This window comes from Mycobacterium marinum, from assembly GCF_003391395.1.
Classification (GTDB): domain Bacteria; phylum Actinomycetota; class Actinomycetes; order Mycobacteriales; family Mycobacteriaceae; genus Mycobacterium; species Mycobacterium marinum.
The window spans coordinates 5,264,086-5,277,810 of sequence record NZ_CP024190.1 but is presented as its reverse complement, the minus strand read 5'-3'; the positions used below and the strand labels follow the sequence as shown (position 1 = coordinate 5,277,810).

General features: G+C 62.8%; 10 protein-coding genes and 3 pseudogenes. 3 read left to right on the top strand and 10 right to left on the bottom strand.

Features of this window, described 5'->3' with window-relative positions; genetic code table 11:
* Positions 1-345 precede the first annotated feature (345 nt).
* A complete protein-coding gene (locus tag CCUG20998_RS27580) occupies positions 346-1,509 on the top strand; it encodes an RNA-directed DNA polymerase (protein WP_142399704.1) in 1,164 nt (387 codons plus the stop codon).
* A 42-nt stretch (positions 1,510-1,551) separates the two neighbouring features.
* Here CCUG20998_RS27580 and CCUG20998_RS22085 read toward each other — a convergent pair.
* The 8 genes and pseudogenes from CCUG20998_RS22085 to CCUG20998_RS22050 all read right to left on the bottom strand — a co-directional run.
* Positions 1,552-1,890 (bottom strand): annotated as a pseudogene (locus CCUG20998_RS22085) (tyrosine-type recombinase/integrase); the annotation flags it as partial.
* Positions 1,891-1,921: 31 nt separating this feature from the next.
* Positions 1,922-2,236: pseudogene (locus CCUG20998_RS22080) on the bottom strand (integrase core domain-containing protein); the annotation flags it as partial.
* An 82-nt stretch (positions 2,237-2,318) separates the two neighbouring features.
* A complete protein-coding gene (gene istB / locus CCUG20998_RS22075) occupies positions 2,319-3,131 on the bottom strand; it encodes an IS21-like element helper ATPase IstB (protein WP_103654059.1) in 813 nt (270 codons plus the stop codon).
* Positions 3,128-4,645, bottom strand: a complete 1,518-nt coding sequence (istA, locus tag CCUG20998_RS22070) for an IS21 family transposase (protein ID WP_081651078.1) — start codon at positions 4,643-4,645, stop codon at positions 3,128-3,130. Before istA ends, istB begins: the two co-directional genes overlap by 4 nt.
* Before the next feature lie 174 nt (positions 4,646-4,819).
* A pseudogene (locus CCUG20998_RS22065) lies at positions 4,820-4,963 on the bottom strand (IS3 family transposase); the annotation flags it as partial.
* Between the two features lie 107 nt (positions 4,964-5,070).
* Positions 5,071-6,519: a group II intron reverse transcriptase/maturase gene (ltrA, locus tag CCUG20998_RS22060; RefSeq protein WP_020729747.1), complete on the bottom strand. Its 1,449-nt coding sequence runs from the start codon at positions 6,517-6,519 to the stop codon at positions 5,071-5,073.
* 531 nt (positions 6,520-7,050) lie between these two features.
* Positions 7,051-7,524 (bottom strand): hypothetical protein, encoded by a 474-nt coding sequence (locus tag CCUG20998_RS28225; RefSeq protein ID WP_197720214.1) that lies wholly within the window; start codon positions 7,522-7,524, stop codon positions 7,051-7,053.
* Positions 7,521-7,814 carry an IS3 family transposase gene (locus CCUG20998_RS22050; RefSeq protein ID WP_038578169.1) on the bottom strand — a complete coding sequence of 98 codons (294 nt, stop codon included), beginning with the start codon at positions 7,812-7,814 and terminating at the stop codon, positions 7,521-7,523. The genes CCUG20998_RS28225 and CCUG20998_RS22050 overlap by 4 nt, the downstream gene beginning before the upstream one ends.
* A 240-nt stretch (positions 7,815-8,054) precedes the next feature.
* On the opposite strand from CCUG20998_RS22050, the gene CCUG20998_RS22045 reads away from it, so the two are divergent.
* Together CCUG20998_RS22045 and CCUG20998_RS22040 are read left to right on the top strand one after the other, a co-directional pair.
* Positions 8,055-9,464 (top strand): hypothetical protein, encoded by a 1,410-nt coding sequence (locus CCUG20998_RS22045; protein ID WP_020729748.1) that lies wholly within the window; start codon positions 8,055-8,057, stop codon positions 9,462-9,464.
* A gap of 372 nt (positions 9,465-9,836) precedes the next feature.
* Entirely contained in the window at positions 9,837-11,369 is a 1,533-nt protein-coding gene (locus CCUG20998_RS22040; RefSeq protein WP_020729749.1) for an adenylate/guanylate cyclase domain-containing protein, read from the top strand.
* A 138-nt stretch (positions 11,370-11,507) separates the two neighbouring features.
* On the opposite strand, the gene CCUG20998_RS22035 is transcribed toward CCUG20998_RS22040, so the two are convergent.
* The gene (locus CCUG20998_RS22035) at positions 11,508-12,212 is read right to left on the bottom strand and encodes a hypothetical protein (protein WP_020729750.1); all 705 of its coding nucleotides are present in this window, start codon (positions 12,210-12,212) and stop codon (positions 11,508-11,510) included.
* 756 nt (positions 12,213-12,968) lie between these two features.
* Positions 12,969-13,583, bottom strand: a complete 615-nt coding sequence (locus CCUG20998_RS22030) for a hypothetical protein (RefSeq protein WP_231389772.1) — start codon at positions 13,581-13,583, stop codon at positions 12,969-12,971.
* Between the last annotated feature and the right edge of the window lie 142 nt (positions 13,584-13,725).

Here is a 13,725-nt window from a genome sequence, read left to right as displayed (position 1 = left end):
CTCCCGAAAGAGCTGCCTCCCTGTTTCTCGTCGGCAACTTTCGCCGCTGCTGTGGGATCGATTACGCGGCCATCCGATGCAAAGTGGACCTATCCCGTCCGATTCAGCCTCATCCGTGCTGGCGGGGTACGCCGATCTTTGGAAGTCCCAAATCCATTCAGCCAGTACTTCATCGTGGAACAATGCTCCGCGCATTGGGAAACTCTGCGTCGGATTACAAGTCGAAGTGAAATATCTTTAAGCCGGCCACTACGTGGCGGAACGGACCGGTCTATGCGTTACCGGACACCCATGGATAGGTGGGCACGTGAACTCATAGCACGAATGCCAGGTGGCCGCGTCACATTGAAGACGGATATCAGCCAGTTCTATCCTTCAATTTATACGCACGCGGTGGACTGGAGTATCCGGGGAAAGGCGCGTGCGAAGAAAGACGTTCGAGGACGGGGTTTGGGACCGGATCTGGATAAGTTACTCCGCAATTCGAGAGGCGGCCAGACGATCGGCCTATCAGTCGGCCCGGATACATCCTGGCTTGTAGCGGAGGTCGTGCTCGCGAACATAGATGCGGCTCTAGCCAAAAAGTTTCCCGCTGCTGTTCGGCGGATGGCTCGCTTCGGCGATGACTTGACCGTGTACGCGTCGTCTCTGGGTGAGGCTGACGAGATCCTTGCTGCTTATCAAGTCCTGCTGCTTGAGTACGAGCTTGCTATCAACCCAGTGAAAGCGTCGATTGTCGATGACCTCCTACCCGTCGAAGCAACGTGGGTCAGGAAGCTGCGTGCGCATGGCTATAGGGATGACCGAGACTACAATCTCACGGCTGATGTGATCGACTTGTTCGACGTCGCCTTCGAGGAGCGGTCGCGCCATCCGACTAACGGCGTATTGAGCTACGCGATCAAGCGATGCAACCCATTCCCCGCAGGCGTGGATAGCTGGCCCGTGTATCGCGACTTAGTTCTTGCCTCAATAGGTGTGGAACCAAGCACCCTACCGCACGCGCACGCCGTTCTTGAATTTGCATATCGGCACGGCTTATTAGTCGACAAAACCCGAATCACAGAGATTCTCAATAAATCCCTCGCGGATCACGCGAAACTTGAACATGGCTTTGAAACTAGCTGGATTCTATATATGATTCGTTCCCTATCGCTAGAACTTGATTCGGGTTCAGCCCGTGTTGTGTCGGCGATGAGCGACAATTGCTCGCTAATTCTTCTTCGAGACATTTGCGAAAAATCTGTGCGTCTGAGGCGGGAAGTTTCATTCGACGCGGCAGTAACGCGGGCCGAGCGAAGTGACGCACTAAGCTCCAGCGATTGGCTGCTAGCTTACGAGTACCGGCACAATCGCTGGTGCCGTCCGAAGAACTGGGACCGTCACGCCAGTTGGAAGGAGCTTCACCGGGCCGGTGTGCGGTTCTATTTGAAGACTAGCAAACCTCCACGAAAGGTACTTCGCCGGAGAAGGCCTAGCTTCGTGGCTTCCTGGTTGTACGGCCCCTAGGGAGGCCTCGAAGCAGGGGTATACGGGCAGGTGTAGTGCTGCCTAAGTTCCTGTTCGGTGCTGCAGCGGCACTACGTTGTCCGCCTCCACCACACCGCGCCCGACCTTGGGTGCTGCCTGTTCGTCTTCGTTGATGTAGTCCGCATAAGTGGTCAGCGTCAGTACGAACGTGGAGTGGCCGAGCCACTTCGACACCTGCATGTAGTGCTCGCCAGCGGACAGGTTCATGGTCGCGAAGGTGTGCCGTAGATCGTGGAAGCGGACTGCACCCAGACCCATCGCTCGGCAAGCGGGCTGCAAGTAGTGCTCGTACAAGCTTGCCGCACATACCGGCTTAGCCCAATCGAACACATAGCGATTCCGCCGACCGGGAAACAGCGGTGGGGTCTGCTGCACAGATAGGTGACAGCGGTTAGGCCGCCTGTTCGGAGGTCTGGGTCATGATGGTCTCGAATTCGATGGGCGTCAATCGGCCGAGTGCTGTCTGACGGCGACGACGATGGTAGGTGCGTTCGATCCAGGTGATGATCGCGATCCTCAGCTGTTCGCGGGTGTCCCAGGTTCGGCGGTTCAGGACGTTTTTCTGCAGCAGCGAGAAGAAGGACTCCATGGCGGCGTTGTCGCCGGCCGAGCCCACTTGGCCCATCGAGCCAAGCATGCGGTGACGAAACAGGCTCTGCTGCAACTCCCTTGACCGAAATTGACTACCGCGGTCGCTGTGTAGCACACAGCCGGCCACCTTCTGTCAATGGCCAAGTTGAAGTATCCGCTGGTGGCCAGATAGAAGTATCCACCCCGTGCGGTAGTTCCTAGGTTGGTGTGGGTTGCTCCTTCCGGTGCTGGGCGTCCTTCATGCGGTAGGAGTCGCCGTCGGTGATGACGACGGTGGCGTGGTGTAGCAGGCGGTCGAGGATGCTGACTGCGGTGGTCTGCTCGGGCAGGAACCGGCCCCATTGTTCGAAGGGCCAGTGTGACCCGATGGCCAGGCTGCGGCGTTCGTAGGCGCCGGCGACCAAGCGGAACAGCAGTTGGGTACCGGTGTCATCGAGTGGGGCGAAGCCGAGTTCGTCCAAGATGATCAGGTCGACCCGCAGCAGCGATTCGATGATCTTGCCGACGGTGTTATCGGCCAGGCCGCGGTAGAGGGTCTCGACGAGATCAGCGGCGGTGAAGTAGCGGACCCTGAGCCCGGCGTGGATCGCCGCGGTCCCCAACCCGATCAGGGTGTGGGACTTGCCGGTGCCGGCCGGGCCGATGATCGCCAGGTTCTGTTGGGCCCGTATCCATTCCAGACTCGACAGGTAGTCGAAAACCTTCGGCGGGATCGACGAGGCGGCCACGTCGAAGGACTCCAACGTTTTCGAGACGGGGAACGCGGCGGCCTTGAGCCGGTTGACGATGTTGGAGGCATCCCGGGCGGCCAGTTCGGTCTCGACGAGCGTGCGCAGCACTTCCTCAGGAGTCCAGCGTTGGGTCTTGGCGGTCAGCAAGACCTCGGGTGCGCTGCGCCGCACCGCGGCCAACTTCAACCGCCGCAGCCCGGCATCCAGATCAGCGGCCAGCGGCGGCACCGACGGCGGCGCCACGGGCTCGACGGCAGTCGTTGGTGATGTCGTGGTCATGAGATCACCTCGTCATCGGCTCCGACGGGTCCGATCTTGTAGGCGTCCAGGGAACGCATCGGGGCGACCGGTAGGTCCAGAATCAGCGCATCCCCGGCAGGGCGGGGTTGTGGGGTTCCGGTGCCGGCGGCCAGGATGGAGCGCACGTCGGCGGCCCGGAACCGGCGAAACGCCACCGCCCGGTGCAGCGCCGCGATCAGCGCGTCGGTGCCGTGGGCGGCCCCCAGGGCGAGCAGGATCTCCAGCTCTGCGGCTAGGCGGGTGTTGCCGATCGCCGCGGCGCCGACGAGGAATGCCTCGGCGTCCGCGCCGAGGGCGCAGAACTGCTTCTCCACGCTGGTCTTGGGCCGCGGGCCCCGACTCGGTGCCAGCCTTGGCCCGTCGTAGTGCTCATCGAGGATCGACGCTGAGCCTGGGGCGACCAGTTCGTGTTCGGCCACGATCATCCCGGTAGCCGGCTCGACCAGGCAGACCGCGCCGTGATCGACCACCACGGCCACGGTGGTGCCGATCAGCCGGGTGGGTACCGAGTAGCGGGCCGAGCCGTAGCGCACACAGGAGAGTCGGTCGACCTTGCGCAGCACCGTGGGCGCCCCGATCTGTAAGCGCAACGATGGAAGTGGTTGCAGTACTTGGCGTTCGGAGACCAACCGTTCGTCGGGAATCGCCTGAATCTCCGAGTGCGCCAGGGCATTGACCTCGTCGCACCACGCCGCCGCAGCGGCGTTGGCGGCCCGGATGTCGATCGGCACGCCGTCGACGGCGGACTGGGTCAGCAGCGGCACCGCCAGGTCGCGTTGGGCATAGCCGCACAGGTTCTCCACGATGCCCTTGGATTGTGGGTCGTTGGCGTGACAGAAGTCCGGGGCGAACCCGTAATGGGTGGCCAGTCGGACGTAATCCGGGGTCGGGACGACCACATTGGCGACTACCCCGCCTTTGAGGCAGGCCATCCGATCAGCCAGCACCCGCGCCGGGACCCCGCCGATCGCCGACAGGGTTTCGGCGATCAACGCCAGCGTGGTCGAGGCCTTCTGGTCGGGGAAACGCACGAATCGCCACCGGGAGAATGCCAGCACCGCGCAGAACAGGAACAATCCCGGTGCCGCTTGGGCCCAGTCGATCACCAGGTACTGCCCTGGTGGCCATACCGCTGGACGGCGTCCGCAGTGATTGGCGCTGCGCCACAACGTCTTCGCCTCGGCAACAAGACGCCGGAAGTTGCGATCCGAGCCTTGGTAGCCTGCGGTGCGGGCGATCGGCAGCAGCCGCTTGGCCGAGATCCGGCCTCCAGATTTCTCGACACGTTCGGCGACCAGCTCGGCCACCGAATCGTAGTTGTGCCCTCGTTCGGCCCGCCGTGCCGGCGGTATGCCGGCCTGGTCGGCCTCGAATTTGTCGATGATCTTCTTGACGGTGCGATGCGTGGTGCCGCACGCGTCGGCGGCGGCCCGGTACGACCCGAGCTGTTGATAGGCAGAAATGATGTCCATGCGGTCCTTCGCAGACTTCAATGGAACTCCCCGGTGGTGATGGCGATTGGTTGGCGCCTTCACCGTCACCATCGGGGCCCGCAGTTCCTGATCGACACGACGAACACGGGGTGGATACTTTTATCTGGCCAAAACTGGATACCTCGACTTGGCCACCAGTGGCTACTTTTTCATGGCCACGGACACCTTCGCGGCGCGGCGAGCAACCGCGGAATCGAGTGCGGCAACAGCGATGGAGGATTCCATCCGCTCAGCCATCGAATAGCCGACGATGCGGTTGGACCACACGTCCTTGATCGCGCACAGGTAGAGCTTGCCTTCCCGGGTCGGGTGCTCGGTGTAGGGGTCGGACCGGGGCGCGGTGTCGGCATTTCTGCTGATCCGTTTCCCCGGCCCGCCCTCCGAACCCGCCGAGCGAATCTCTCCGCAACGGGCTCTCCACGGATTCAGGCCACTGTTGCGGTTATGTGCGTCAGCCTCGCTGTCCATGGGGTGTTGATCTTCGTGCCCCGGTAGCGGTATCGGGTGACCTCCACCTTCTGCGGCCGGAACATCGCCGTCTTGCCTTCGCGGATCTGCCAATTGGGCAGGAACCGTCGATGGAAGACGCCCCAAGCCAGCCCGTGGTGCCGTTTGCGCATCCAGGTCACCACCCGCCACCACGTGAAGTGGTCAAGATAGTCGAAGGTGCGTTTGGACACCCCGTGCTGGAAGTAGTTGCACCATCCCCGCAGGACGGGGTTGAGTCGGCGCAACAGATCAGCGAGCGTCCGATGTTTGTGTCGCCGCGTCAGATTCCTGACCTTGTCGGTGATGGACATGAGCGCCTTCTTCGACGGCCAGGTGTAGACGTAGTGCTTAGTCGTGCCCCTCTTGATCTGCCGCTGGATGCGGAAGCCGAGGAACTCGAACCCCTCGTCGATGTGGCAAACCCTGCTCTTCTCGGCCGACAGGCGCAGGCCTATCGGCGCGAGCACTGCCGTGATCTCATCCCAAAGCGATTCGGTATCAGCACGATTGCCGTGGACCATGACGCAAAAATCGTCCGCGTAGCGCACGATTTTCATCGTCGGGACTCCGGCGCGCCGATGCTTCGCGCGTGTCCAGTACGGGCCGAGCGCCTTCCACTTCGCGTCGAAGTGCTCGTCCAGAACGGACAGGGCGACATTGCTGAGCAGTGGTGACAGGATTCCGCCTTGCGGAGTGCCGGTGACGTTGTCCCGGTAGCCGAGATCCTTCGAGAGAATCCCGGCCTTGAGGAACGACTTCACCAGGGCCAGAACGCGTTTGTCCCCGACGCGTCGCCGCACCCGGTCCATGAGGGCCGGATGCGAGATTTCGTCAAAGCACGCCGTGATGTCTCCCTCGAAAACCCAGTGATAGGCCCGTGAGCCGCTGGCGAGGTGATGGATCTCGGCGATAGCGTCCTGGGCTCGCCTGCGTGGCCGGAACCCGTATGAGCACGGATGGAAGTCCGCCTCGAAAATGGGCTCCAGCACCAGTTTCAGCGAAGCTTGCACGACCCGGTCGGCCACGGTCGCGATACCCAGACGGCGGAGCTTGCCGTTCGCCTTCGGGATCGTCACCTCCCGCACCGGGTCCGGCCGAAATACCCGCTCCTTGAGCTCCTCGCGGAGCCGCTCGAGCAGTCCGGCTGCCTCCACCGGACCGAGAGACCGCGGTGCGATCCCATCGGCTCCAGCGGAACGCGCACCCTTGTTCGTCCGCACCCGCTCCCACGCGACGGTGAGAAAGTCCGGGTCATGAACGAGGTTGTACAAATCATCGAAACAGCGGTCGGTTTCATCGACTGCCCAATGGTGCAGCTTGCGCTGCATCCTGCGTACTCGCAGCTCCGCCGTCTCCGGGTCGGGCCACGAAGCACTCGTATTCACAAGTGACCTCCACAGTTTGCGTACTCGCCGCGAACCCGCTGGAGCCCTTCGCCATGTGACCGGTTTTCCCGGCCTCGGACTACTACGGCTCCTCCGCCCCACCACGCCGGCATCGGCCGACGACGTGCCTTCCCCTCCCGCCCGGCGGGCTGCCGGATCGGGTCGGGGACCGGCGCGGTGGTTCCCGTGTTCACTGTCAACCGTTTGACGGGTGAGGTGCCCAGCTATGCCCCTGCGACCTCGTCACGGCTACGCCGCAGACCTTCACCGTGACCTCCCGAACCGGCGACATCAACCGGCCCGCGAGTTCCCCGCCATTCGCGGCGGGTGCGCGTCGCTGCCCAGCCCACATCCGCCAGGTTGGAGCTGGTGTTTTTCTCTTGAGAGGCGTTCAGCCGCTGGTTCCTCGCGTACACCTTCCCGTCTCGCTAGCCGGACCCGTCCTGTCTGGCAGTACCAGGCCGTCCCGGCGTTGTCGGGGCTGCTTCCCACCCTCACCGACGTCTCCTCGGATCGGGCTGCCCCCAGCTTCTACCGAACCACTGCGATGGCTCGGCGACGGTGGTCTCTCACCCCCGTTCGGTTGAACAGCGCCTCACGGCGCTCGATGTCGGACAGCCACAGCTGGTTGGGGCCCGCGGCGGTGAAGTCCCGGCGCACGAGATCGTCATGCGCCGGAGCCCCCACTTTGGCCTTCTTCCCGCGTTTCTTCTTGCCGAAGACGCTGAACCAGCCGTTGGCGCTGCAGATCCGCCACACCGTGCGCTCCGCTACACAGAACCCGGCGGCCTTGGCTTCATCGGCCAGAAACCGGTAGCCGAATTCCGGGTCGTCGCGGTGGGCGTCGAACAGGGCGTTGGCCAGATGCGCCCGGTTCCACTCGGTGTCGGTCACGGGTTGGTCGAGCCAGCGGTAGTAGGGCGCGCGAGCGATGTTGAGGACCCGGCACGTCACCGTGACGGGGATACCGTCGGCGGCCAACTCACGGACGAGCGGGTAGATCATTTTCCCGGAAGATGCGCCTGCGAGAGATAGGCCGCCGCCCGGCGCAGCACTTCATTTTCCTGCTCTAGCAAACGAATTCGCTTACGCGCTTCCCGCAGTTCGGCTGATTCGCTGGTGGTCGTCCCGGCCCGCTTACCGTCGTCGACATCGGCCTTCTTCAGCCACCCGTACAGCGTCGTGTAGTGGATCCCGAAATCCGAGGCAATCTGCTCCAACGGAACCTCGGGATCACGGTTGCGGGCGACCCGGACAACGTCGTCGCGGAACTCCTGAGGGTACGGCTTAGACACAGTGACATCCTTCCAGCCCAGCCCCGCAGGACTAGACACATCAGATGTCACCTATTCATGCAGCAGACCCACAACTCATCCGGCCCGGCTGTCACCCCACCCGACTATGCGTCCTGACGACGGTCAGATGGACGCGCCGGTAAATGTACGTGCGTTTGTCGGCCCGCTGTGCTCTTCTGTAGGGCTGCCCACCAGAAGGGAGCCACAGGCGATGTGAAAGTACGAGACCAAGGAACAGCAATGAATGATGAACAGGAAGAAATCGAGCGAGTACGGGACTGGGTTGGCCGGCTAGAAGGGTTCGCGTCGGCGCTTGACGACATCGACGGCGAAGACCCGGCAGAGTTCTGTGAGAACGCCGGTGATGTCTGGCAAAGCGCAATCATGATTGATCCCCCACCGAGGACTAGCGCGGCCATGGTCATTGCCTTGGAAGGCTTGAACGCGCTGTTGGACGTGATGACCGCCGTGGCGTTCGACTGGGCTGACACCCCCGACGTACGAGACCGTTTTACGCGCGAGTCTGCCCAGGAACTCGCCAAGAAGGCCCTAGGCAATGTTGTGTCCGAGGGTCGCCGCTGGCTGGCCGCAGGCATTGTTCCCGCAATAGACGAAGTGCAACAACGAGTTTCAGCGGTTGTCGCCGCCGTAGCTCAGGCCAAAGATGCCGTTGAGACCAAGAACGCGGAACTGGACGCGCAGGACGCCGAAGCTGAAGCGGATCAGTATGGAGCGATACTGCTTTACCGCGACCCCCGTGCGTCAGACGCACCCATCTTCACAAAGGTGTGTTCGTTCACCGCGGAAGAGAACGCCCGATACGTAACGGCTTACGACCGATTTCGGCGGATGCAGGACAGTGATCTACTGCAGCACATTGACTACGAAAATGACCGGTTGGTGGATGTGCTGGTGGGCGTCCTCAATGAGTTGCGCAGTCCGCAGCAGCGTCGTGTGTCGCTCTTGAACTCGGTGGCCATGGATGAGCGGAAGTGCAAATTGCGCTCGGCGTTGATCTCGTTTACCGCTGCGCTGCAGATTCACGAGTACCAAACGATTCGCCGTGCGCGGCGAACGCTGGGGTTAGACCGCGCACAGGTGAACGAGGTTAAACAGCTGTTCGCCGACCTGAAAAGACAGTCCTTCGATTACCGATGGCTGGAAGCGTTGCGGGATGCGTTGCAGCACGGCGACATCAACGCGTTTGGGTGGAAATTTTCAGTGAGAGCGCAAGGCGAGCCCGAAGTGACGGTCACGATGGATCGCGCGTTCATGCTGGACGAGTTTCTGAAGGACAACCGGACGAAACCCTGGCTGAAACGGCGGGAGTTGGAAGAGTTGGATTCTGACCCCAGCGTGCTTGACATGATCAAACGTGTACAGCCGCTGATGGATCCGCTGCAGAAAAAGCTGGACAAAGTGCTTTACCCGAATGCAGCCGAGGACGCTGCGACAGTGCGGGAGCTGGTCCAGCGGTTTGAGGGCAGGCAAGGCGCGTACTACCTGCAAACTGGCCCCGGCTTCACACGTCGGCTCATGGCACCGCCGATGATGGAACTTGAGCCGCGCATGCTGTACCTGGCCGACACCTACGAGTCCGATGATGAAGCACCTGGCAACGGTGGTTCGGGGGACGCGGCAGCGTCGTGACAGCGGCGTGACAGCAGCGCGGCGGCGATCCGGCTGCCTGCGGCTATGACCAAGCAGCGGCTGCAAACCCCAGTTTCGTCGCAGGAGAGTGGCGCTGAACTGGGGGTTTTGCGGCCCTGCTGGATCGCGACGAGACTTTGCAGCAACTCCAATCGAACAGGGAAGTCCGACTTAAAATCCGTCAAGTGTCGGTTCGAGTCCGACTGGGGGCACAGGCCCGTATGGCCAGTGGCGGCCATTTATGCGATTGACACTGCGTCGATCAGGATTGCGGCTCGCCTAGGCGCAACCCTCCCTGCCCTTACCCGGTAGCGATGGCTCCGATCGGGCAAATATCCGCAGGTCGGTGGGCGTTGCGTCTACTGTCCCGCTATGGAACGCGTTTGGCAGTGGGCCTGGGATCGGTGTGGGGCACGATATTCGTGGGCGATTTGTGTAGTCACGTTCGCGGTGGTGCTGCCGGTTTATCTTTTGCTGTCTTTTTGGGTCGTCGCCTTCGAGAACTCGGGTCACTACATTGAGGCGGCGGTGGTCACCGTTGCCGTCGTATCGCTCGGATTGTGGGTGATCTTTCTTCCCAGCGTCGTGCGGCGCCGCCTCCCAGAGAAGTGGGCCGCTGATCATGACGTCGATCGGCTCAGCGCTTTGGAAGCGACCTATGGGTACGGCCGGGGCGTCGTGGCCCGAGGGCTGGGCAGCAATGTTGTCTTGGGAGCATTCAACCTGGTCGCTGTTGGCGCCGTCGCCGGAGCAAGTGGGTCGCGGCTGGTTCAGTACGGGATCGTGGGCGCCGCCACCGGGATTGGAATCCAGCTGATCGCTATTCACAGCTTCGTAGAGGCGGCGCTGCGCCCCGCCCGGGTGGCGATCATCGGCGATACGGCGATCGGCGACTCGCTGCCTCGTTCTCGCCCCACTTTCGCGGCGTGGTCGAACCTGTCCGTGTTTGGAGTCGCGTTCAATTTCGCCATTGTGGGCGCCATGTTGGCGGGTCTGATCAGCCAGGCGCATACGGTGCCGCTCGTTTCTCTGGTGATCGGTGCCGGTATGGCGGTTGTCTTTGGAGTGCCGGTCATCGTTGCTCCGTCGTTCTCACCGTCGATGCAACCGATTAGGGACCTTGCCGCCGGGACCGAACGTGTCGCGGCCGGTGACTACAGCCGGCGCCTCCCGGTGGTTCAAGACGATGACCTCGGCGCGCTGGCCGCGTCGTTCAACCACATGCAGGCCGGTTTGGTTGAGCGGCAACGACTTCAGACAGCGTTCGGGACGTATGTCGATCCCGGTCTGGCGGCGCGGCTACTGGAGCAAGGCGACGATGTCTTCACCGGGGAGCGCCGCCAGGTCACCGTGATGTTCGTCGATGTGCGTGACTTCACCCCGTTCGCCGAAGCCCACACCGCCGAGGCCACCGTCTCGCGCCTCAACGAGTTGTTCGAGATCGTGGTGCCCACCGTCGTGGACGCTGGGGGGCACGTCAACAAGTTCCTCGGTGACGGGGCGCTGGCCGTCTTTGGCGCCCCCAACGACCTTGCGGACCACGCCGATGCCGCTGTCGCCGCCGCTATTCTGATTCACCGCCGTGTCGTTGAGCGATTCGGCGAGGAGTTTCGCATCGGCATCGGAATCAATACCGGGGTTGTGATCGCCGGAACCATCGGCGGCGGCGGCAAACTCGAGTTCACCCTCATCGGTGACACCGTCAACGTCGCAGCTCGGGTCGAGCAACTGACCAAGGCCACCGGTGACGCGATCCTTCTCACCCAGCAGTGCGTCGATGCGCAGGGGTCACGCCCCGCTGGACTCATCGACCGTGGACTGCATGTGCTGAAAGGAAAATCGGCCGCCATCCAGGTGTTCGGCCTTCACCAAGAGAGCGACATGCGGGCCGACCTCACCCACTAAGCAGCGGGCATACCAGGGTCTGCCGCCTCACCATCGCGGTCGGCCAATTCCGTTACTGCAGAACGCAGTATCGGCCACGACGAAACGGAAAGCGGATGTGTGCACAAGTCTCCGTAACTCGCACAATCGCACCAACGCTTACGCGCAGGAGCGGCTTGATGTTGCTGCCGGGGCCGACTGACTGCCGATGCCGCGGGGGGTGAGTAGTTCGTCCAGCCCGTACTGGCTCACCAGATCGATGTGCTCCGGCGCGGCTTCGGGCGATGAGCGCCGCTCGGACCGGGGAGCCTGTCCGAGGTAGAGCTCCGTGGCGGCCTTGGCCTGAAACATTCCGATGACGGCCTCGTTGTGTCGGTCCGTGCCGAACTGTGTCAACGCGGTGGTGAGCTTGGCGTCGACGTAATCCAGCGTGTACTCGATCTGGTGCAGCGCTCTCGTCTCCTCGCGAGCATCTTCGCGCTGCGCCTGGGACTTGCGACGATCGGCCAGGAACCGCATGGTGGTGGCGCCGATAGCGGCCGACAGCATCGGGATGAACACCACTATGGAGGCCACGCCGAGCGAGCCCTTGAAGGTCAGCGCGGCGACGATGCTCGAGGCCAACAGCACCGAGAGCAGCGCGAGCAGCAGCGTGGTGGGTGATGCTGCGGCCACCCGGTCTCCGGCTCGGCGCACGACTGGGCTGAGCTTGGCCGACACCGTCGCCGCCTGCTGGGCCAGGGTGTGGCCCCACTGTTGTTTCGGGCGCGATGTCGCCGGTGTTGCCGCTGGCGCATCGGCCGCGGGCACCGACTCGGGGCGCGCATCGTCAGCGGGTGGCGGGGTCTCGGAGGGGTGGGCCATGGGGCCATTGTGGCCTGAGTGGTCTGTGATTCGGGGGAGGTGATCCGGCCCGTCCGGATCTTCTTCGAAACCACCAGCCCGTGCGGGCTCGCCAGGGCGCTCAGACCGATTGGGGCTCGGTTCTGAAGCGGAGCTGCGGAGGCCGGATCGCCGGGCAATATCAGGAAGCGGAAATTCCGGCTTGGCGAGAATGCTTCGAGCCGTATTCCTTGATGCGCTTCCGCGTGATTGCGGGGTTGCGGGGAAGGCGTGCTGTTACCTCACATTCCGGCATGCAAATGCTCGTCCCAACCCGTCGAGGCGACGTCCAGTAAGAGGATCGCTGGGTTCGCCCGGGCGTCGAATCATGCTGGTGCGAAATGACTCTGGAGCAATCGGAAAATGGGATGAGAGACGTGCGGGCCCGATCGGCTCAGTCTTCCGGGTCGTATTCCGACTCGGTGCAATGCAGCACTCTGCCGCATGCCTTGTGGGTGAACTGATCCGTCGCATCACAATTGCTGGGGGGGCTTTCGGACGGAGGGACATAAGTGGTGACGTGGCCGGCGGCGCATTTACACGTGTACTTGGTCAGCGTTATTTTCTCGGACATGGCGCGATTCCCTTCTCTCGGCTGACTTGAAACCCTTGTCGCCAAGTATTCGTCCATGACTTTCCGGAATCCTCATGCCGATTGTGGCTGGTTTCCCTGGGGTACGGACAAGGGCAGAAAGTCCCCCGTCTGGCGCCAGCTGCATCGGCCGGCCGACGTGGGTGTCAGTGACCGGCCAGAACGTTCTTCACCACCGCGATGGCGGTCGCGAGAATGAGCACCACCAGTCCGTAGACGGTCGCCCGGAGGCGGCCCGCGCCGCCGCGGCGCGCTACCGCATAGCCGCTGATCGCGATGAACCCGGACAGGCCAAACTCGGCGGCGTGGTACTCCAGATGAGCTGGCAACACGAGGATGGTGAACGACGCCAAGGTGGCGACCACGGCGGCGCCGACCAATTGTGCGCCGGCCGCCTCGATGTCGCGAGCCTGGACTTTGCCGGCCCCGATGAGGCGCGCCGAGATCTTGAAGGCGAAGAAGTGGGCGGCAGCCAGCCCGATGGTGATGCCCCAGATGAGACCGATCAGGTGGTGGCGGGCGGCCTCGGGCAGCGCCAACAGCGCGGCAAGCAGGCAGACGGCCACATACAGGGCCATCGTGTAGCTCTCCTTGCGGAGTTCGGCGGCGTCCTCGCCGCTCTTCGCCCTCGCGGAAGCACCTTCGGCCATGGAGTTCATCGTGGCATAGCAGTCGACGGTGGGCTGCGCCGAAACAGTCCGGCCCGATGCCCGTCGATCCGCGGGGGCGATACCCGAGGCGGGTAGCGCCAAGCGAATCACCCTTCTTTCGGCGATGACGGTACCGCGCATTCCTTTTGCGGAGCTGAATGGTGCGGGTCACGAGCGGTGAAATCGCGAACGGCCTAGCGGGAATATCGACGATTCCCACCCAACCTGTTATTTGAGGAGTAGATCTTTTTAC

Bases quoted from the DNA above. Each gene is read 5' to 3' on its own strand.
- istB (WP_103654059.1), bottom strand. From the start codon at position 3,131: ATGACCACGACATCACCAACGACTGCCGTCGAGCCCGTGGCGCCGCCG.
- CCUG20998_RS28225 (WP_197720214.1), bottom strand. From the start codon at position 7,524: ATGATCTACCCGCTCGTCCGTGAGTTGGCCGCCGACGGTATCCCCGTC.
- CCUG20998_RS22045 (WP_020729748.1), top strand. From the start codon at position 8,055: ATGAATGATGAACAGGAAGAAATCGAGCGAGTACGGGACTGGGTTGGC.
- CCUG20998_RS22040 (WP_020729749.1), top strand. From the start codon at position 9,837: ATGGAACGCGTTTGGCAGTGGGCCTGGGATCGGTGTGGGGCACGATAT.
- CCUG20998_RS22035 (WP_020729750.1), bottom strand. From the start codon at position 12,212: ATGGCCCACCCCTCCGAGACCCCGCCACCCGCTGACGATGCGCGCCCC.